Raw genomic sequence first — 20105 nt, 5'->3', positions numbered from 1 at the left:
TTGTCTCCTCTATCTCCTCCACGGAAATAGATTCAGCCCGCTTCCGTAGCGGGCTTTTTTTTGCCCGCTTGCATCCTTACCGTACATTGGCGTTCCGTGTCTCTTGCCAGCGCAATAGGATTGCAATTACAATCATTGCAAATGCAATCGTATGGGCAATACTTGCCTTGCGTACGCCATACCGAGACAGGAGTTTTCATGCATGCATCATCGCCATCCCCTTCTTCGCCGGCGCCAGCAAATATGGCGCGCGATGCCGCCAGCGCTTGTTTGAGCGCACTCTCCGATGCGTCCAGTTTCTTGCCGCAGCACGCTTCACCGCGCCGCGCGCTGGGCGCCATGGCGGGCAGCCTGAACCGGCAAGGCGAATCTGCCGGATCGCTGCATATTGTGCGTAGCGAAACACAGGACGCGCCGGACGATGCCTGGAATGTGGCGGCGTCAGTGAGTGCCTGGCCGCTGCGTTATCGCGCCGAGATGCCGCTGCTCTACTTATGCCGCCCCGAGTCGCTGGCCGCATTGCGCGGCGTGCTGGTCGATTCCCGTGAGCGTGGCATCGTCTGCAATGATGCGGAAACGCAAGTCTCGCGCTGGCTGAAAGGCGTGCAGCCGGTGTTGCCCGCCTGGCTGGCTGCGCAAGCCAATTGCACGCCTTTCGATCCTGCCAATGGCGAGGAAGTGCGCGCCATCATGTGTGCGGCGCTGGAAGCGTTATATGTGGACGAGCAGCCTGGCTATTTCTATCTGGCGATGCACGATGAGGAACGATACGCAGAGCCCTTGTCGGCCGATGATGCGGCCGCCGCCAGCCTGGGCATGTACCGCTTGCCGCCGTTCGATACGGCGCCGGCCCAGCTGCGCTTGTGCGGCGCGGGCAGGGCGCTGGCGCTGGTGCAGGAAGCGGCCCGTTTGCTGCGCGATGACTGGCAGATCAAGGTGGAAGTGTGGAGTTGCCCCAGCTACACACGTCTGGCGCGCGACGGGCAGGCGGCAGAAGTCTGGAGTCTGCATCACCCAGGCGCCACGCCGCGCCAGGCCCATGTACAGCGTTGCCTTGGCGGCAGCGCCGCACCAACTATTGCCGTGACCGGTTATGCCCAGCATATCGCGGGCCAGATCGGCGGCTTTGTGCGCGGCAACTTCAAGGCCATCGGCGCCGATAGCCACAGCGAGCTCTGCGCTGCCTGGCTGGTCGTGCTGGCCCTGAAAGCGCTTGCCGATGAGAACAGCATCTCCGTGCAGAGCGTGGAGCAGGCGCTGCAGCGTTACAGCTTAGTTTGATGCGTCGCTACGTGCGCTGCGTGCGGCATCGGCGGCGCGCACCAGGGCGTCGTTGAAGCCCTGGCGTTCCTCGCTGCCGAACTGGGCCAGAAATAGATCGGCCACCGTGGCTTGATACACGGCCCACATCTTCTTGCGCAGGATCTTGCCTTCTTCCGTGATCGACACAAAAGCGGCACGGCCGTCTTCCATCGAACGCGTGCGCGTCACCAGCTTGTCGCTTTCCAGCTTGTCCACCAGGCGCGTCAGGTTGTAGCGTTCGATGGCCAGCGCGTCGGCCAGTTCGTGCATGCGCCGCGAACCGTCCGGGCCGCTTTCCAGCCCCCACAGCACGTCATACCACGCATACAAGGGAAGTTCGGCCGCAGCAAGGCGCCGCTCGATCTCGCGGATCATCAGCCGGTGCGTGCGCACGAACGAGAACCACAGGTCGGGTTCAGTTGCAGACATAGGGTATTCCTCCGAATTCAATAGCAGTTGCAAATGCAATTATAGCGCTATACAATTGCAAAATAACGATTGCAAATGCAACTATAGCAAATACAATGATTGCAGTAGCAATCGATCGTGTAGATGAAATTCCCACCTCCAGGAGACAGCCATGACCACATCCCTTGCTTTGCCCGATATTGATCCGCAGGAAACCCAAGAATGGCTGGAGGCGATGCAGGCGGTCGTCGCGGTGGAAGGGCGTCCGCGCGCCCATTACCTGATCGACCAGCTGGTCGATGGCGATGCCGCGCAATTCGGCGGCATGCACGGCCGCGTTACCACCGCCTACACCAACAGTATCGCTACTGAACGCCAGCCAGCCTACCCGGGCGACCTGGCCATCGAGCGCCGCCTGAATGCCTACATCCGCTGGAACGCCATGGTGATGGTCTTGCGCGCAGCCAAACATTCGAATGTGGGCGGCCACATTGCCACCTACCAGTCGGCAGCCGTGCTGTACGACGTGGGCTTCGACCATTTCTTCCGTGGCCGCACCGAGCAGTTCGCTGGCGACCTGGTCTATATCCAGGGCCATTCCGCACCCGGCATCTATGGCCGCGCTTACCTGGAAGGACGGATCACGGAAGCGCAGCTGGATAATTACCGCCGCGAAGCGGGCCGCGAGGGATTGTCTTCCTATCCTCACCCGCGCTTGATGCCGGATTTCTGGCAGTTTCCTACGGTCTCGATGGGCCTGGGACCGCTGACGGCCGCCTATCAGGCCCGCTTCATGCGCTACCTGGAATACCGTGGCTTGAAGGAACATCAGGGCCGCAAGGTGTGGGCTTTCCTCGGCGATGGCGAGATGGACCAGCCCGAATCGCTGGCTGCCATTTCGCTGGGCGGGCGCGAGCGCCTCGATAATCTGATCTTCGTGGTGAACTGCAACCTGCAGCGTCTCGATGGTCCCGTGCGCGGCAACAGCAAGGTGATCCAGGAGCTGGAAGGCACTTTCCGCGCGGCCGGCTGGAATGTCATCAAGGTTATCTGGGGTAGTGGCTGGGATGCTTTATTGCAGCGTGACAAGAGCGGCCTGTTGCGCCAGCGTATGATGGAATGCGTGGATGGCGATTATCAAACATTTAAATCGCAAAACGGCGCTTATGTACGCGAACATTTCTTTGGCAAATATCCGGAACTGCTGGCGCTGGTGGCGCATATGTCCGACGACGCCATCTGGAAGCTGACGCGTGGCGGGCACGACCCCGAGAAAGTCCACGCGGCCTATGCCGAAGCCATGCACACGCAGGGCCGCCCGACGGTGATCCTGGCGAAAACCGTCAAGGGTTTTGGCATGGGCGAGGCTGGTGAAGGGCAAAATATCAACCACCAGCTGAAAAAGATGAGCGCCGACGCCGTGCGCGCCTTCCGCGACCGCTTCGCCTTGCCAGTCAGCGATGAACAGCTCGATGACATGCCTTATCTGAAACCGCAGCCGGGCAGCGAAGAAGCGCGCTACTTTGCCGCGCGCCGCACGCAGCTGGGCGGCTATATTCCCGCCCGCATCAGCAAGGTTGATCCCTTGCCCGTGCCACCGCTGTCGGCATTTGCCACCCAGCTCAAGGATAGCGGCGAGCGGGGCATGTCGACCACCATGGCCTTCGTGCGCATCCTCGGCACCCTGCTGAAAGATCCGCAGCTGAGCAAGATCATCGTACCCATCGTGCCCGATGAGTCGCGCACCTTTGGCATGGAAGGCATGTTCCGCCAGATCGGCATCCATTCCTATCTGGGCCAGCTGTACACGCCGCAGGATGCGGGCCAGCTCAGCTATTACAAGGAAGCCAGGGATGGGCAGATCTTGCAAGAGGGCATCAACGAATCGGGCGCGATCTCGTCGTGGATTGCGGCTGGCACTTCATACAGCAACCACGGTCTGGCGACCATACCGTTCTACATCTTTTACTCGATGTTTGGCTTGCAGCGCGTGGGCGACCTGGCCTGGGCCGCAGCCGACGCCCGCACGCGTGGCTTCTTGCTGGGCGCGACTTCAGGGCGCACCACCTTGATGGGCGAAGGTTTGCAGCATGACGATGGCCACAGCCACGTGCTGTCATCGGTGATTCCCAACTGCATCTCTTACGATCCCACTTTTGCCTATGAGCTGGCGGTGATCATCCAGGATGGCATGCGCCGCATGTTTGCCGAACAGGAAGATATTTTTTACTACGTCACTTTGCTCAACGAAAACTATCCACACCCGGCCATGGTGGAAGGCAGCGAGGAGGGCATCCTCAAGGGGCTTTATCTCTTGCAGCAAGGACCGCAAGAAAAGGGATCGCGCGTGCAACTGATGGGCAGCGGTTCCATCTTGCGCGAGGTAATGGCGGCGGCCGACTTGCTACAGCAGGATTTCGGCGTGGCCAGCGACGTCTGGAGCGCCACCAGCCTGACTGAAGTGCGGCGCGAAGGCCTGGCTGCGGAGCGCTGGAATATGCTGCACCCGGACAGTGCGCCACGGGTGCCCTATATCCAGCAATGCCTGGCCGAGCGGCAAGGCCCGCTGGTGATCGCCACCGACTACATGAAGATCGTCGGCGATCAGGTGCGGCCTTTCGTGCATGGCCGGCGTTTTATCACCCTGGGCACCGATGGTTTCGGCCGCTCCGATACACGCGAGTCCCTGCGCACATTCTTTGAAGTGGACTGCCACTTCATCGTGCTGGCCGCCCTGACGGCGCTGGCTGACGAAGGGCAGTTGCCGCGCAGCACAGTGGGCGAGGCGATTGCCAAATATGGCATCGACGTGGAAAAAATCGATCCCGCATCCGTGTAAATTTGAGGAGAGCCGCATGAAGTTGTATTACGCAACGGGAACGTGTTCGCTGTCGCCGCACATCGTGGCCATCGAGGCGGGCATTGCGCTCGAACTGGAGCGCGTCGATATCAAAAATATTCCACGCATCACGGAAACGGGTGCCGATTACGCCCGCGTGAATCCCAATCTGTATGTGCCGGCGCTGGAGCTGGGCGATGGCACGGTGCTGCTGGAGGGTACAGCCATTCTCCAGTATCTGGCCGACTTGCGACCGCAAAGCGGCCTGGCGCCGCCAGCCGGAAGCCTGGCGCGGGTGCAGCTGCAGTCATGGCTGGGTTTTATCGCCACCGAACTGCACAAGGTTTTCAGCCCCTAGCTGTTTCACCCGGAATACGGCGCGCAGGCGCAGGACGTGGCCCGCCTGCGCATCGCCGCCCGCCTCGATTACGTGGAGCGGCACTTGGCCAGCGGCGGGCCGTATCTGCTGGGCGACACGTTGACGGTGGCCGATGCCTACCTGTACACCATCCTCAGCTGGTCCGATTTCGCCAAGGTGGATCTGGCGGCGTTTCCGCTCGTGAGGGCGCTGATTGCGCGCATCGGCGCAAGGCCAGCCGTGCGCGAGGCAATTCAAAGGGAGGCGGCGCGGCAGCTGACCTGAGATATTGATAGATCGTATTTCTATCATCACAACATAGAATTAGATTTATATGCTGCAACGCGGCATCATTCATTTGTCTCCTCTACTTCCTCACAGGAAATAGATTCAGCCCGCTCCTGTAGCGGGCTTTTTTTTGCCTTTTTTCTGTCTGCATGGATGCGCACGTTTGCTTGCGAAGTTGGCATCTTGTTGCTCTAGCGCATGCTAAACTGGTATCTCTCCCTACTTGAAGACTTTGCGATGATAGAGCTGCTGCGCCATACGCTGGAATCGACTCCGATCCTGGCTTTATTCCTTGTTATCGGCGCCGGGTATGCGCTGGGAAGAGTCAGCGTGTTCGGTTTTTCGCTGGGTGTGGGCGGCGTGCTGTTCGCCGGGCTGGCGCTGGGCGCGTTCGCCCCCGGTTCCGTGCCGCCGTCGCTGGTCGGCTCGATCGGCTTGCTGCTGTTTCTGTATGGCATAGGCGTGCAGTACGGTACGCAATTTTTTGCAGGTTTACGCGGGGCAGGGCAGAAACATAATCTGATCGCGTTTATTGCCGTGATGGGCGGCCTGGCCGTTTCCATCTGGGGCGGGCAGTGGATCGATATCTCGCTGCGCATGGCCAGCGGCGTGTTTGCCGGCGCCATGACCAGCACGGCGGCTTTGCAGGCAGCGCTGGAAGCATCGCACGGCAATGGCGACGCGGCCGTCGGTTATGCGGTGGCCTATCCGTTTGGCGTAGTCGGCCCGATGCTGGGCCTGTACCTGGCAGGGCGTATATTAAAACCTGTGCTCACGCCGCCACCGGCGCCGATCATCGTCTCGGAAATCACCATCGATACGGCCGCGCTGGCCGGCGCTGATTTATCCGCCCTGGCCGAAGGCCCGCTGGCGGGTGTGCAAGTCATTGCCGTGCGCCAGGGACACCAAAACCGCTTGCCGGCGCCCGGCGTGGTACTGGCGCTGGGCGACGCGCTGATGGTCACCGGCACGGTAGCGGCCGTGGAAGCGGCCAGGACGGCGCTGGGCCATTCGGACCCAGGCCGCCTGATGAAAGACCGCAGCGATTTCGATGGCATGGAAGTGTTTGTATCCGATGCGGAAATCGTCGGCGTGCCGCTGGGCGAGCTGAACCTGGCTAAAGATTTCCCGCTGCAAATCGCCTTCATCCGCCGCGGCGACGCAATGATCTTGCCGCAGCCCTACCTGACCCTGGAATTTGGCGACCGGGTGATGGTCATTGCACCATCGCAGCACGCTGCCGACGTGCGCAAGCTGTTCGGCAACTCGATCACCGCCACGGCCGAGTTCAGCTACGTCTCCCTGGGCATGGGCATGGTGCTGGGCGTCTTGCTGGGCTTGATTCCGATTCCCTTGCCATGGATAGGCTCGTTCAGCCTGGGCCTGGCCGGCGGACCTCTGGTCATGGCGCTGATCCTCGGCCGTTTGGGCCGTATCGGTAAAGTCAGCTGGCGTTTGCCGCTGTCGGCGAATCTTGTCATGCGCAACTATGGCTTGACGATCTTCCTGGCCTCCGTCGGTATGGCTTCCGGTTTGCCGTTCGTGCGGCAAGTCGGCGCCGACGGCTTGCCCATGCTGGTACTGGGAGCAGTCACGGTACTGGTGGTGGTCGCCCTGGTGGTGCTGCTAGGCAGAATCTTCCTGCGCCTGCCATTCCCTGAACTGCTGGGCATCGCCGCCGGCGCCACCGGCAACCCCGCCGTGCTGGTCTTCGCCAACCGCCTGGCCAAGTCCGACCGGCCCAATTTGGGTTACGCCATGATTTTCCCCAGCATGACTATCGTCAAGATTATTGCGGTGCAGGTGTTGCTGCATTTGTATGGGTAAAAACTTCACCTTCGTGTGCCAGCGATGGCAGTCATCGGGGACTGTCTTGCTCAGTACTCGATTTGTATTTCTATATTCAGCTGTTCGTATTCAAAACCGATCGTTAGCGCGGATAAACAATGAACTGATCTAGCTTGCCATCGGGCGTGAAGTAGGTCGGCACTCGCACGGTTCCACCAGCGGTATTGATACGAAAGAAACGATAGACAAGCCCGCCTCGACGGTCGGAACGCGATTCAACGATACTTTGCACCTCTCCTAGCGGTTTGAGCGAAGCGGTGAAATCGGCGACGACCTGTTCGCTGAAATGCGCGTTCAAGCCATCGCTCAGGATGCTGCGGTCAGGATGACCGGCCTGTAACTGCACGAACAGCGCACGAATCTTGTGCAGGGCAAGGGCGGCAGCGGAGTTGTCAACTGAGTCGGCAGCGGGAGCGAACAGTAGCGCTTCGATCTCGCCTGTCACTTTGTCACTGGTATTGCCGCCGCCATTGGTAAGCACGACGATGGCCGCGTCATCATTCGGAAAGATCGTGTTTTGCGAGCGAAAGCCAGCTACCTCCCCACCGTGGTCCCACCGCAGGCGTCCTTCGGGCGTCATGCGTACAAACAGGCCAAGGCCATAATTTGTACCAGTGCCACCGGTCAGCAAATTTTCCGTCGCCATCACTTTGCGTGATGTACTGCTCAGTATAGTGTCATGCATTAGTGCGATATCCCAGCGCGCCAGATCGCTTGCCGTCATCGCCAGGTTGCCGGCTGCCCATAACCAATAAGCTCCTTCCGGCCGCGCCGGACGAGGTGGACCGAATGCCGCAACTTCATAGCCTTGTGGTTCGCTGTCGCTCCAGTGGGTCGCACTGGTATCGACTACTGAGCGCATACCCAGTTTGTCCGTGATGCGGCTGCGGATGAAATTATCGAGCGACATTCCACTCGCCATTTCGATAATGCGGCCGGCAACCGCATAACCGGTGTTGCTGTATTCCCATCTTGAACCTGGCTCAAAGCCGAGCGGTCTTTTGCCCCAGTCGGCAAGGATTGCGTCCACGGTTGTCGCCTTTTCCATGAATGGCGCCACATAATCGAGCGGATAGTAGTCCATATAGCCGGCTGTATGCGCCAGCAATTGCCGCACGGTGATCGTATTTGCCCTGGTTAGATCAGGCAAGAAGCGTGCGATATGGTCATCGAGCGACAGCTTGCCGTCTTCCACCAGCAACAGCATCGCCGCCGCCACGAATTGCTTGGTATTCGAGCCGATCTTGTAGCGCATCTGCGGCGTCGCCTTGAGAGCCCGATCTATGCGTGCCATCCCGTACGCTTGCGCATAGACCAATTTGCCGCCTTTGACGATGGCAATGGATGCACTCGGGACCGATTTGTCTTCCAGGGCCTTCACGACGATCGCATCAATCGCGCGGGTGGTATCCGGTGCAAGCTGGGCACAGGCGCCCAAGGGCAGCGCGGCGGCAAGTGCAACAACGCAACCGATGATGGTATTGCTTTTATTTATGCGCGTTGTCCTGATCTGCAAAAGAGCGGCGGATTCGCCGATGGCGCTTGTGTTCTTTTTCATTGGAAGATGAGTGGCTGGGAGTAGAAAGTTCAGACAGTGTAATTATCCGAACTGCTGGAATCGAAACAAAGCGACGAGTTGCAGGATTCGCATGATGGAACGCGAGCCACGTCGGTTCTTCGACCGTGCGCTTGTGGCCGGTTTCCGCCAATACTCCATTATCCGAAGCGCTGATGGCCGCAGGCTCCGGCCAGCTTAGCGCCAGAGTAAAATCGGCCTTCCAAACATCGACTTCGCAATCTTAACTACATTGTATTGCAGAAATCTTATCGTTGGCCCCATCATTGAACGGCTGCTCTTCGCCGCTAGCGGCCCGTGAGCATAAGGAATTACACAGCGAGGAAAGTCACACATTGTCACGCCAACGCGAATGCCTGGTTTCGGCCGAAATCGTTCTTGTAGTGAGAAGGGCATTTTTCGAGCAATGTACAGTACAGTTCCATTTGATCATAAATGCGTTCTGTAACTTACTTTAGCTTCTTTTACTGGGATTCTATGACCGCCGGGTAATAGCTTTGCAGTTGATGTTGTGGCGGTAATGATATCGTCTCGGGCCAACTGATTTATCGGCGCCGCAAGTGTCTTAAAGCGCTGGTGCCCCGATATTCTGTTGTACAATCCTCGAGAACGATCGTGCTTTTTTGTGCGCTGCTTCTACCTGCGCATACTGTAGGCAACGACGCATAAAAACAAGGAGACGAAGATGGATCTACACTTCACGGCCGAAGAGAATGCGTTTCGCGATACGGCGCGGACCTTCCTGGACACGCATTTGCCGCCTGAGCTGCAGCGCAAGGTGCGCCAGCATTTGCGGCTGGCCAAGGATGATTATGTGCGCTGGCACAAGATCGTCGCCAAACAGGGCTGGGCCGCGCCTGCCTGGCCGGTTGAATACGGCGGCACGGGCTGGACGTCTGTGCAGCGCCATATATGGGAAGACGAGTGCGCGCGTGCCGGGGCGCCGCCCATCCTGCCGTTCGGCGTCAATATGGTGGCGCCCGTCATCATGGCGTTTGCCAATGCCGAACAGAAAGCCTGGTATCTGCCGCGCATCTTGAACTGCGACGACTGGTGGTGCCAGGGCTATTCGGAACCGGGCGCCGGCTCCGACCTGGCGTCATTGAAAACCACGGCCGAGCGCGATGGCGACGATTACATCGTGAATGGCCAGAAAACCTGGACTACCCTGGGCCAGCATGCCGACATGATCTTTTGCCTGGTGCGCACCGATAGCACGGTGCGCAAGCAGGAAGGCATCAGCTTCTTGCTGATCGACATGAAAACGCCAGGCATTACCGTGCGTCCCATCATCATGCTTGATGAAGAACATGAAGTAAATGAAGTGTTCTTTGACAATGTGCGCGTGCCGGTAAGCAACTTGGTGGGCCAGGAAAACAAGGGCTGGACTTACGCCAAGTATCTGTTGGGCCACGAGCGCACGGGCATTGCCGCCGTGGGCCGCTCCAAGCGCGAATTGACGTTCCTCAAGCAACTGGCCATGCAGCAAGTCAAGCGGGGCCAGCCGCTGCTGCGCGATCCCGCATTCACGGCGAAAGTGGCACAGCTGGAAATTGAATTGATGGCGCTGGAAATGACGGTCTTGCGCGTGATCAGCGAAGAAGGCAAGGGGCCGGGGCCGCAGGCGTCGATGTTGAAAGTGCGCGGTTCGGAAATCCAGCAGCAATTGACGGAATTGATGGTGGAAGCATTGGGACCGCAAGCCTTGCCGTTCGATACGGCTTTCCTCGATGGCGCCACGGAGCACAGCAGTTTTGGCGATGACCTGGCCGCGCCGCTGGCCGCCTACTACTTCAATTACCGCAAGACATCGATCTATGGCGGTTCCAACGAAATTCAAAAAAATATCATCACGCAGATGATCCTGGGCCTGTGAGGCGATAGGGAGACGTTATGGACTTCAATGTTAATCAGGAACAGCAGCAGTTCGCCGATGCGCTGCGGCGCTGGGTCGACAAGGATTATGCGTTTGAAAAGCGCCGCAGCATCATCCATTCCGAGGCCGGCGTATCGGATGCGGCCTGGGCCGGCTTGGCCGAGCTGGGCATGACAGCCTTGCCGTTGCCGTCCAGCGCCGGTGGTTTCGATGGCACGGCCGTGGACATGCTGCTGGTGATGCAGGAACTGGGGCGCGGCCTGGTGGTCGAGCCCTATTTTGCCACCGTTTTCGGTGCAAAATTCCTCACGCTGGCGGGTGGCCATGAAGCTGTGCTGGAACAGGTGGCGGCCGGTAGCTTGAAGCTGGCGTGTGCGCTCGGCGAGCACCAGGCGCGCCACGACTTGTTCGATATCGCCACTACAGCTACCGGCAGTGGCAACGGTTTTGTACTCGATGGCACGAAAACCGTGGTGATGCACGGCGCGCAGGCAGGCTCGCTGATTGTTTCGGCCCGCAGCAGTGGTGAGCAGCGTAGCACGGATGGCATTTCGCTATTCCTGGTGCCGGTCGATGCGCCGGGCGTCAGCATCCAGGATAACCGCACCATCGATGGCCAGCGCGCCGCCACCGTCACCCTGGTGCAAGTGGTGCTGGGCGCGGAAGCCTTGATCGGCCAGGCGGGGCAGGGCTGGGAGATACTCGACGCCGCGCTCGATTATGGCGCCACCCTGCTATGCGCGGAAGCCGTGGGCGCCATGGATGCGATTTTCGCTGCCACCCTGGAATACCTGAAGACGCGCCAGCAATTTGGCGCACCGATCGGCAAGTTCCAGGCCTTGCAGCACCGCATGGCCGATATGTTTATTCACCTGGAGCAGGCGCGCTCGATGGCCATGCTGGCCGCTGCCAAGGTCGATAGCGATGATGTGGCTGAACGCCGCCGCATCGTGTCCGCCGCCAAGGCCCGCGTGAACCAGGCTGCGACGTTTGTCGGCCAGCAAGCCGTGCAATTGCATGGCGGCATGGGCGTGACGGACGAATTGCCTGCCGCTCACCATTTCAAGCGTTTGACCATGATCGCATTAAGCCTGGGCGATATTGATCATCATATCGAACGTTTTATCGCCCAGCCGGGCTTTTTGCCTTTGGAGACTGTATGACCGCATTGACTCAGACGACGCCCAAATACTGGTATTTCGAAGACTTTGCGCAAGGCATGGAAATCAACCTTGGCCAGCGCCATGTGACGGAAGCGGAAATCATTGCCTTTGCCACTGATTTCGATCCGCAACCATTTCACGTCGACCATGCGGCGGCGGAAAAAACCATCTTCAAAGGCGTGATCGCCAGCGGCTGGCATACCTGCAGCATGATGATGCGGCTGGTGGTGGATAATCTGCTCAAACATTCATCGAGCATGGGTTCGCCAGGCCTGGACAGCATACGCTGGCTGTTGCCGGTGCGCGCTGGCGATACGCTTAGCCTTACCTATTTTGTCAAGGAAGTACGGCCATCGACCTCCAAACCAGACCGGGGGATTGTCGTTTCCGTCTGGCAGGTGAGTAACCAGCACGGTCAACTGGTCACCACGGTGGAAGGCATGGGCATGTTTGGCCGCAGGCCAGGCGCGGAGGCAGTCCATGCGTGATGCGGTCAATATCGAGGGGATTAGCGGCTTCCAGCAACTGGCCGGCCAGCATGTGGCCGTTTCCGACTGGCTGACGATTACCCAGCAGCGCATCGATACCTTTGCCGACGCCACCGACGACCATCAATGGATACATGTGGACGCCGAACGCTGCGCGCGCGAATCGCCGTATGGCGCTACGGTCGCGCACGGCTTTTTGACCTTGTCCTTGCTGCCGGCCATGTTGCAAAGCGCGCTGGCCATGTCGGGCATCCGCATGGCGATCAACTATGGCTTGAACAAGGTGCGCTTCCCGGCGCCCGTGCCCGTCAACAGCCGCTTGCGCGTGCGCCTCGATATCCTGTCGGTAGACGACTTGCCCGAAGGCGCGCAAGTGAACTGGGCTGTGGCCATGGAGCGCGAAGGCGACAGCAAACCGGTGTGCGTGGCGGAGTTTTTGATGCGCTGTTATCCCTGAATCAGATGCTGCTTTCTTAACGCCTCAATCAGCGCCCGCAGCTTGGCTTGCCCTTGCGTGCGGGCCGGGAAGTACAGATGCAGGCCGTCGCTGGGCGTCACATAGGCTGGTAAAACCTGTTCCAGCCGGCCGGCCTGCAAATCCTCTTGCGCCTCGAAAACGCCAACATAAGCCAGTCCCAGTCCCATGCGGGCGAAGTCGAGCAGCTTGGAGCGGTCGTTGACGATCAATTGTGTCGGCAGATCGACGGTGAAATTGCGCCCGTCTTCGGCAAATTCCCAATGATGCAGCATGCCGGAACGCACGAAACGGTAGGTGATGGCGGTATGCATCATCAGTTCGCGCGGGGTGGCGGGCCGGCCCATGCGCTGCAAGTAGGTGGGGCTGGCAACCAGGGTCCAGTCCAGCGGCGGTGTCAGCCGTATGGCCACCATGTCTTGCGCCAGCGCTTCGCCGAGGCGTATGCCGGCGTCGTAGCGGCCGGCGATCAAGTCCACCGTGCCTTCATCGAAGGTAATGTCGAGCTGCAATTGCGGATGGTCGCGGCAGAATTGCATCAGCATCGGTTCGATCAGCAGCCGGCAGGCCGAGCGCGTCATGCTCAGGCGCAAAGTGCCCGAAGCCGTATTGCGAAAACCATTCAATTCCTCGAACGCCAGGTCGATATCGCCCACGGCCGGCGCCAGCCGGGCAAACAGGGTTGCCCCGGCTTCTGTCAGGGCCACCTTGCGCGTGCTGCGGCGAAACAGGGGCACGCCATGGCGCTGCTCCAGCACGCGGATGGCCTTGCTGACGGCGCTGGCGGAAATATCCAGCCGCGCGCCGGCGGCCGTGAAGCTGGCCAGTTCCGCCACGGCCAGGAAGACGGCGACGCCGTCGAGCTTGTCTTTATCCACGATACTCCTTTATGAACTGCTGGTTCATACCGAATATACCGTATCCACATTTTTCTTTGGTAATCGGGCGCGTATCGTGGATTCTGGTTGCAGGCCGTATCACGGCCTGGCCAGACTGGAGAACAAGATGCAGGCACAGGACAAGGGTAGTGACAGCAAGGTATGGATGGTGACGGGCGCTTCGCGTGGCCTGGGCGCCGAAATCGTGGCGGCAGCACTGGCAGCGGGCGATCGGGTAGTGGCGACGGCGCGCCTGGCGGCCGATGTGACACAGCGCTTCGGTCAGCAGCCCGGTTTGCTGGCGCTGGCGCTGGACGTCACCGATGAAGCGGCGGCGCATGTGGCGGCAGCGCAGGCGGTGGCTCAGTTCGGGCGCATCGATGTGCTGGTCAATAATGCTGGCTATGGCATTGCGGGCGCGGTCGAGGAAGTGAGCGGCACCGAGGCGCGGGCCGTGTTCAACACCAACGTGCTTGGGCTGCTCAATGTGAGCCGTGCCGTGCTGCCGCAGTTGCGCCGCCAGCGCAGCGGCCATGTGATCAATGTATCGTCGCTGGGTGGCTATTCCGCAGGCATGGGCTTTGGCGTGTATGGCGCCACCAAGTTCGCCGTCGAAGGCTTGAGCGAGTCGCTGCACGCGGAACTGGCGCCGTTGGGCATCAAGGTGACGGTGATCGAGCCTGGCTACTTCCGCACCACGTTTGGCGCTTCGCTGCAGCAGGCGGCCAGCAAACTGGCCGATTATGCAGGCACTGCCGGTGTGGTGCGCGAAGTGGTGAGGGCGGCTGTGCGCGCGCCGTCGCAGCCGGGTGATCCGCGCAAGCTGGCCGACGCCGTGCTGCAACTGGTGAATCTGCCGCAGCCGCCATTGCGATTGCAACTGGGCAGCGACGCCCTGCAGCGCGTGCGGGCCAAGCATGCGTTCGTGGAAGAGGAAATGGCGCGCTGGGAAGCGCTGTCGCGCTCGACGGATTTCTAATCGACTTCCGAGGCGCAGTAGCGGTCGCGTCCCGAGTGCTTGGCGCGGTACAGCAGGGCGTCGGCGGCGCGTATCAGCAGGCTGGCGTCCATGCCTTCGGCCGGCAGGATGCTGGCCATGCCCAGGCTGACAGTGACGTGCGGGCCCACGCTGGACCGGGCGTGCGGAATATGCAGGGCGCGCACTTCTTCCAGGATGCGCTGGGCCACCACTTCGGCGCCCTCACGCGTTTCCTGCGGCAGCAGCACGATGAATTCTTCGCCGCCGTAGCGTGCCAGCAGGTCTGGCGGGCGGGTCGCGCAGCGGCGCATGGCGGCGCTGACCTGCTGAAGGCAAAGGTCACCGGCCTGGTGGCCATAGGTATCGTTGAAATCCTTGAAATGGTCGATGTCGGCCATGATGATGGCCATCGCCACGCCGTCGCGGGCGCAGCGGCGCCATTCGCTTTCCATGGTGTCGTTGAAGCTGCGCCGGTTGGCCACGCCTGTCAGTGTATCCGTCAGCGACAGCTCGCGCATGGCGTCGGCCTGGCGCTTGATGGTCAGCTGGGTACGCACGCGTGCCCGCACCACGGCCGCGTTGAAGGGTTTGGTGATGAAGTCGACGGCGCCCGCTTCGAGTGCCCGCGTTTCATCTTCGGGCTGGTTCAGGGCCGTCACAAAGATGATGGGGATGGCTTGCAGTGCCTCCGATTCGCGCAAGGCCTTGCAGACGGCGTAGCCATCCATGCCGGGCATGACGGCGTCCAGCAGGATCAGGTCCGGCAGCTGTTTGCCAGCGATTTCCAGCGCTTTTTCACCACTCAGTGCGAACAGCACTTCATGCTCTTCGCGCAGCAACTGGTGCAGGACCTGGATGTTTTCCATGGCGTCATCGACGATCAGAATGCGCCCGTTCATGGCAAGATTGGTCCAGCTCACGTGTTTTCCTCTCGTTTCATCTGTTCGCGCACGAGTTTTTCTGCGTCCGAAAAATGTAATGTGCCGATCGCATAATCCAATGCCAGCGCCGTTTCCCGGTCCGATTGCTCCAGGGCTGGACGCAGCCGGTGAAATTGCGCCAGCGCTTTCAAGTTGTTGTTCAAGATCAGGTCCAGCAGTTCGGCCAATCCTGCCTGCAGGTCGATCTGGCTGGCGCCGGGTGCTGCATGGCTGAGCGGCAGTGGCAGCGTGCGCGCGCCTTCGATCACCACGCCCATGGCGTGCTCCAGCTGCTCCAGCAGCGTGCTACCCGCTTGCCGCTGGCCCGCCTTGATGGCTTTGCCGGCCCTGGCGCTCAAGCCCGCCACGGCGCTGGCGCCGAGGTTGGCCGCCACGCCGCACAGGCGGTGCAGCAATTGCTGCGCCTGTTCCATCTCGCCTTGGGCCAGTAACTGGCGCGTCTCGGCGACGGCGTCGCCCTGGGAATTTTCAAAGCGCTTGAGCAGCGCCAGGAAAGCGCCGTAATCGCCGCCGAAGCGGTGCAGCGCCGCAGTCAGGTCGATGCCGGGTACGCTGGCGGATATGGCCACGGCAGCGTGATGCTCACTGGAGGCCTGGGACTGGGTATCGCTTGCCTGCAAGCCTGGCACCAGCCGCGTCAAGGTCTGGATCAGCTCATCGACATCGATCGGCTTGGCCACATGGGCATTCATGCCGCTGGAGATGGCGCGCAAGCGGTCTTCATCCATGGCGTTGGCCGTCATGGCAACGATGGGCAAACCGGTCAAGCCGAGCGCGCGGATGGCTTGCGTGGCTTCATAGCCGTTCAGTACCGGCATCTGCAAGTCCATCAGCACCACGTCGAAATCGCGCGGAGAGCGTGCCAGCAGGTCGACGGCCAGCTGGCCATTGGCGGCAACGGCGACCCTTGCACCGGAATGCAGCAGGATGTATTGCGCCACTTCCTGGTTGATTTCATTGTCTTCCACCAGCAGCACGCGCATGCCCGCCAGCAGGCCTGACAAAGGCGTGGAAATGGGCAGGCTGGCCGGCGCGCTGCGGCCCTGGCGCACCGCTTCGATGGCGGCCAACAGGCGCGCCGGGGTGGCCGGCTTGGATACGATGCCCGCCAGCGCCAGGCTGTCAGCGATGCGTTCCAGGTTTTCGCTGGCCTGGTCGGCCACCAGCATGATCACGGGTGGCACCTTGAGTGCCGGATCGGCACGCACTTCGGTCAGCATGGAAATGCCATCGATGTCCGGCATGGCCGCGTCGAGCAGCACCAGGTCGGCCGGCGGCTTGCCATCGTCACACCTAGCGTGGCTGCGCAGCAGCGCCATGCCGGCCATGCCCCCATCGGCGCTGCGGCTGTGCCAGCCCTGCGCCGCACACAGTGCTTCGAGCATGCTGCGCACGCTCGCGTTATCGTCGATGATCAGGACCGATAGCGGCGCTGCGGGGCTGCGCACGGGCACAGGTCCGGCCCGGCCGAAGCGGCAGACGAAGCGGAAGTCGGAGCCCTGGCCCAGGGTGCTCTTGACGCTGAGACTGCCACCCATCAGCTCCACCATCCGCCGGCAGATGGCCAGTCCCAGCCCCGTGCCGCCATATTTGCGGCTGGTGCTGCCATCGCCCTGTGAAAAAGCGTCAAAGATATGTTCCTGTTCGGCCGCCGCGATGCCGATGCCTGTGTCGCGTACGGAAAACTCCAGTGTGACGGTATCGGCGTCCTCGAACAGCAGGTCGATACCCAGCACCACGTCACCGTCGCTGGTGAACTTCACGGCATTGCCGACCAGGTTGATGAGGATCTGTTCCACGCGCAGCGCATCGCCTATCAGTTCGGCAGGCACGCGCGGGTCCAGTACGAAGACGGGTTCCACGCCACGCGCCCAGGCGCCGCTGGCCAGCAGCACGCCGATACTGGCCAGCATGCGTTCAAGCTGGAAGCGGCGCTGTTCCAGCACCAGCTGGCCCGCCTCGATCTTCGAGAAGTCGAGCACGTCGTTGACGATGCCCAGCAGCGACTGCGTGGCCATCTGGATCTTGCTGACATAGCTGCGCTCGCGCCGTTCCAGCGGCGACTCTTCCAGCAGGCGCGCCAGGCCGATGATGGCGTTCATCGGCGTGCGGATTTCATGGCTCATATTGGCCACGAAGTTGCTTTTGGCGATGCTGGCCGCCTCCGCCTTGTCGCGTGCGCGCACCATCTGCTCGTTCAGTTCCTGCAGGCGCAATTCCGTGCGCTTGAGTTCAGAGACATCCGAGCCGAGCACGAAGAAGCCACGCACGCCGCCCTCGTCGTCGAAGTCGGGAATGTAATTTGTCCAGGTATGCAGTACTTCGCCTTGCGGGGCGGGCAGGTCACGCTCGAAACTTTGCGGGCGGCCGGCCAGCACCCCTTCCACATGGGGCATGTAGACCTTGAACAGTTCCTCTCCCAGTAGGTCGCTCATATGGATGCCATCGAGTTCGGCACTGCTGCGGCCGAAGCACTCGGTATAAAACTGGTTGGCGAAACGGCAGCGCAAGTCGCGGCCCCAGTACGACACCATGCCCGGCAGATTGTCGGTGACGGTGCGGATGAAACGTTCGCTTTGCTCCAGGCGTAAGGTGGTGGCGTGCAGCACTTCCGTGGCCCGCTTGCGTTCGCTGATATCGATGGACACGCCCAGCACATGGCTGGCGCGGCCGGCGTCGTCGCGCAAGACCACCTTGCGCGTAGTGAAATAACGTGTCGTGCCATCGGCCGTATTGATCGCTTCCTGTTCGATTTCCACCATTTGTCCCGTGGCCAGCAGCTTGCGGTCGGCGTTGATGAAGGCGGCGGCCTGCTGTGGCGGAAAGAAGTCATGGTCGGTCTTGCCCAGCAATTGCTCGCGCGAACGGCCCAAAGTCAGTTCGGCATGGCGGTTGACCATCTCAAAGCTCAGCCTGTCGGCGCGCTTGACGAAAACCATTGCTGGAATATTTTCTATGATAGTGCCGAACAGATGCCGCGAGTGGCGAAATTCCGCTTCAGTGCGGCGGCGCTCCGTAATGTCGAGCAACAGGCCAGAGACCCCCAATAACTGCTGTTCCGGCCCGAAAATCGGGTGGTAAGACACGATCCAATCGCTGGGTTCGTCGTGATTCTCGCCGTTATAGCCTTTCATTTCGATATTGACGATGGCTTTTCCGGTCTGTAAAACCTGCCGCAAGCCCCGTTCCACTTCCGTTCGCACGCCATCGTTGAAGATCATTTCCGACAGGGGACGGCCGATATGGCTGGCCGCTGGCGTGGCATTGAGGGCGGCCAGGTAGTCGTTGATCATCACGATGCGCAGGTCGTGATCGACGAAAATGAGGCCGATGGGGGCCGTCGCATACACGGTGGCCAGCAGGCGCGTGGATTGCTCCAGCGCCAGCGTGCGTTCCGCCACCAGGCTTTCGAGCTGCGTGCGGTGACGCTGCAGATCGCTTTCCAGGGTGGCCAGTGCCTGCGCCATATTGGCCGATTCGCGTGTCGTATGGCGGCCGGGCGCCAGCCGCTGGCCTTGCGCCAGCGCCTGTATCTGCGCCGTCAGGGTCTGCAGCGTGTAGGCCAGGCGGCCGCCCATTTTCCAGGCCAGCGCAAAGGCCGCGCCCAGCAGCAGGGCCAGGATCGCCGAACCTGTCAGCACTGACCGCAGCAGGGCTTCACTGACGGTGGCCGTGCGCATGGTGACGGCCGCCGTCCAGGCGTCATCGCGGGCGCGGTGAAAGCCCGTGTAGACGTCCAGCCCTTCCATCGATTCATGGCGCACCATGCCGTCGCGCGTCTGCAGCAGCTGTTCCAGCAGTTGCGGCATGCTGCGCTGCCCCACATAGCGTTGCGGATCGCGCGTGCGCGCCACGTTGATGCCGTCGGCATTGATGATGGCGGCGCTCAGATAGGACGGCATGCCCAGTTCGCGCATCACGCCCGGCAGATAGTTGGCGGGATACAGCGCCGTGAGGATCAACGGCGCTCCATTGCCCTTAGCCAGCGGCGTGCTCCAGGCCATTTGCGGCATTTCCGGCGCCCCTGAAGGCAGGCTGGTCAAGCGGGGCTGCCCGCGATCGACCGTGCGCTGCATGCTGGCGGCGGCCTTGGGCGTGAGGTCGGGCGGCGTGGCCTGCAGGGGCAGGGCGGTGTCGAATAACTGATGGCCCGCCGTGTCGGACAAAACAAAGGCGCTGACGGCAAAGCCGGGACGCAGCAGGCTGGCCGCCTGGGCCCGCAGGGCGGCGATATCGTTATTGCGCAGGGCGGGCGAGTTGCCCAGCACATAGGCCGCCATGCGGGCGCCGTCGATATCGCGTTCGACGGTGGCGCTGAGCGCGCGCGCCGCCTGCGCCGTTTCGCTGACAACGTGATCGCGCTCGCGCCGGTAGCTTTGCGTGGCCAGCAGCGCGAAGACGATCGCTGTCGGCACGGCCCAGGCCAGCACGAGCCGCGAGATTCTTGCGCGTATCGAAGGCAAATCGTGCAAGCGGCGAACTCCCAGAAAGATGCGAGGAATGAAACGATGCTAGTTGAAATGCATGCTGATGACAAGCTTACCGGTAAAGACCGAGGTATGCCACCGCGCTTCTTGCATTGCAATATATTGAATTTAGTTTAGCAGGAAAGAACAGACATCCTGATGCAAATAAATGTGAAGTAAATATTATTTGAAATTAACAATCATGGCTTTCAAAGGCGAG

General features: G+C 60.9%; 15 protein-coding genes. 10 read left to right on the top strand and 5 right to left on the bottom strand.

Annotated features, from left to right (window positions below; all coding sequences use genetic code 11):
- Positions 1-198 precede the first annotated feature (198 nt).
- On the top strand, positions 199-1281 hold the full coding sequence (locus tag HDE75_RS12405) for a transketolase-like TK C-terminal-containing protein (protein ID WP_183677370.1): 1083 nt from the start codon (positions 199-201) through the stop codon (positions 1279-1281).
- Here HDE75_RS12405 and HDE75_RS12400 read toward each other — a convergent pair.
- On the bottom strand, positions 1273-1731 hold the full coding sequence (locus HDE75_RS12400) for a MarR family winged helix-turn-helix transcriptional regulator (RefSeq protein ID WP_183677371.1): 459 nt from the start codon (positions 1729-1731) through the stop codon (positions 1273-1275). The two genes, HDE75_RS12405 and HDE75_RS12400, sit on opposite strands and share 9 nt — an antisense overlap.
- A 151-nt stretch (positions 1732-1882) precedes the next feature.
- On the opposite strand from HDE75_RS12400, the gene aceE reads away from it, so the two are divergent.
- The 4 genes from aceE (at position 1883) to HDE75_RS12385 (ending at position 7022) form a co-directional block, all read left to right on the top strand.
- On the top strand, positions 1883-4549 hold the full coding sequence (aceE, locus tag HDE75_RS12395) for a pyruvate dehydrogenase (acetyl-transferring), homodimeric type (protein WP_183677372.1): 2667 nt from the start codon (positions 1883-1885) through the stop codon (positions 4547-4549).
- A 16-nt stretch (positions 4550-4565) separates the two neighbouring features.
- On the top strand, positions 4566-4907 hold the full coding sequence (locus tag HDE75_RS26965; protein WP_311735107.1) for a glutathione S-transferase N-terminal domain-containing protein: 342 nt from the start codon (positions 4566-4568) through the stop codon (positions 4905-4907).
- Entirely contained in the window at positions 4908-5192 is a 285-nt protein-coding gene (locus HDE75_RS26960) for a glutathione S-transferase family protein (protein WP_311735125.1), read from the top strand.
- A gap of 240 nt (positions 5193-5432) precedes the next feature.
- Positions 5433-7022 carry an aspartate:alanine exchanger family transporter gene (locus HDE75_RS12385; protein ID WP_183677373.1) on the top strand — a complete coding sequence of 530 codons (1590 nt, stop codon included), beginning with the start codon at positions 5433-5435 and terminating at the stop codon, positions 7020-7022.
- A 103-nt stretch (positions 7023-7125) separates the two neighbouring features.
- On the opposite strand, the gene HDE75_RS12380 is transcribed toward HDE75_RS12385, so the two are convergent.
- A complete protein-coding gene (locus HDE75_RS12380) occupies positions 7126-8601 on the bottom strand; it encodes a serine hydrolase domain-containing protein (RefSeq protein ID WP_183677374.1) in 1476 nt (491 codons plus the stop codon).
- A gap of 703 nt (positions 8602-9304) precedes the next feature.
- On the opposite strand from HDE75_RS12380, the gene HDE75_RS12375 reads away from it, so the two are divergent.
- From HDE75_RS12375 to HDE75_RS12360, 4 genes are read left to right on the top strand one after another with little or no spacing between them, the layout of a single operon-like run.
- A complete protein-coding gene (locus HDE75_RS12375; RefSeq protein ID WP_183677375.1) occupies positions 9305-10495 on the top strand; it encodes an acyl-CoA dehydrogenase family protein in 1191 nt (396 codons plus the stop codon).
- A gap of 17 nt (positions 10496-10512) precedes the next feature.
- Positions 10513-11658 (top strand): acyl-CoA dehydrogenase family protein, encoded by a 1146-nt coding sequence (locus tag HDE75_RS12370; RefSeq protein WP_183677376.1) that lies wholly within the window; start codon positions 10513-10515, stop codon positions 11656-11658.
- Positions 11655-12146, top strand: a complete 492-nt coding sequence (locus HDE75_RS12365) for a MaoC family dehydratase (RefSeq protein WP_183677377.1) — start codon at positions 11655-11657, stop codon at positions 12144-12146. The genes HDE75_RS12370 and HDE75_RS12365 overlap by 4 nt, the downstream gene beginning before the upstream one ends.
- Positions 12139-12603, top strand: coding sequence for a MaoC family dehydratase (locus HDE75_RS12360; RefSeq protein WP_183677378.1), 465 nt, complete (start codon positions 12139-12141; stop codon positions 12601-12603). Before HDE75_RS12365 ends, HDE75_RS12360 begins: the two co-directional genes overlap by 8 nt.
- Here the strand turns inward: HDE75_RS12360 and HDE75_RS12355 are convergent.
- Positions 12594-13499 carry a LysR family transcriptional regulator gene (locus tag HDE75_RS12355; RefSeq protein WP_183677379.1) on the bottom strand — a complete coding sequence of 302 codons (906 nt, stop codon included), beginning with the start codon at positions 13497-13499 and terminating at the stop codon, positions 12594-12596. The genes HDE75_RS12360 and HDE75_RS12355 overlap by 10 nt on opposite strands.
- A 127-nt stretch (positions 13500-13626) precedes the next feature.
- Between HDE75_RS12355 and HDE75_RS12350 the strand changes: the two genes are divergently transcribed.
- Complete coding sequence (locus HDE75_RS12350) at positions 13627-14478, top strand: oxidoreductase (RefSeq protein ID WP_183677380.1); 852 nt, start codon at positions 13627-13629, stop codon at positions 14476-14478.
- On the opposite strand, the gene HDE75_RS12345 is transcribed toward HDE75_RS12350, so the two are convergent.
- Together HDE75_RS12345 and HDE75_RS12340 are read right to left on the bottom strand one after the other, a co-directional pair.
- Positions 14475-15398 (bottom strand): diguanylate cyclase domain-containing protein, encoded by a 924-nt coding sequence (locus HDE75_RS12345; protein WP_183677381.1) that lies wholly within the window; start codon positions 15396-15398, stop codon positions 14475-14477. The two genes, HDE75_RS12350 and HDE75_RS12345, sit on opposite strands and share 4 nt — an antisense overlap.
- Complete coding sequence (locus HDE75_RS12340) at positions 15395-19891, bottom strand: PAS domain-containing protein (protein ID WP_183677382.1); 4497 nt, start codon at positions 19889-19891, stop codon at positions 15395-15397. Before HDE75_RS12340 ends, HDE75_RS12345 begins: the two co-directional genes overlap by 4 nt.
- Positions 19892-20105 lie beyond the last annotated feature (214 nt).

The sequence above is a fragment of the Janthinobacterium silvisoli genome (genome assembly GCF_014200725.1).
GTDB lineage: Bacteria > Pseudomonadota > Gammaproteobacteria > Burkholderiales > Burkholderiaceae_D > Janthinobacterium.
This window is presented reverse-complemented; position numbering and strand designations above follow the sequence as displayed.

Excerpts from the sequence above, each read along its gene's own strand:
- HDE75_RS12350 (WP_183677380.1), top strand. The coding sequence starts at position 13,627 with ATGCAGGCACAGGACAAGGGTAGTGACAGCAAGGTATGGATGGTGACG.
- HDE75_RS12375 (WP_183677375.1), top strand. The coding sequence starts at position 9,305 with ATGGATCTACACTTCACGGCCGAAGAGAATGCGTTTCGCGATACGGCG.
- HDE75_RS26965 (WP_311735107.1), top strand. The coding sequence starts at position 4,566 with ATGAAGTTGTATTACGCAACGGGAACGTGTTCGCTGTCGCCGCACATC.
- HDE75_RS12365 (WP_183677377.1), top strand. The coding sequence starts at position 11,655 with ATGACCGCATTGACTCAGACGACGCCCAAATACTGGTATTTCGAAGAC.
- HDE75_RS12400 (WP_183677371.1), bottom strand. The coding sequence starts at position 1,731 with ATGTCTGCAACTGAACCCGACCTGTGGTTCTCGTTCGTGCGCACGCAC.
- HDE75_RS12380 (WP_183677374.1), bottom strand. The coding sequence starts at position 8,601 with ATGAAAAAGAACACAAGCGCCATCGGCGAATCCGCCGCTCTTTTGCAG.
- HDE75_RS12370 (WP_183677376.1), top strand. The coding sequence starts at position 10,513 with ATGGACTTCAATGTTAATCAGGAACAGCAGCAGTTCGCCGATGCGCTG.
- aceE (WP_183677372.1), top strand. The coding sequence starts at position 1,883 with ATGACCACATCCCTTGCTTTGCCCGATATTGATCCGCAGGAAACCCAA.
- HDE75_RS12360 (WP_183677378.1), top strand. The coding sequence starts at position 12,139 with ATGCGTGATGCGGTCAATATCGAGGGGATTAGCGGCTTCCAGCAACTG.
- HDE75_RS12405 (WP_183677370.1), top strand. The coding sequence starts at position 199 with ATGCATGCATCATCGCCATCCCCTTCTTCGCCGGCGCCAGCAAATATG.
- HDE75_RS12385 (WP_183677373.1), top strand. The coding sequence starts at position 5,433 with ATGATAGAGCTGCTGCGCCATACGCTGGAATCGACTCCGATCCTGGCT.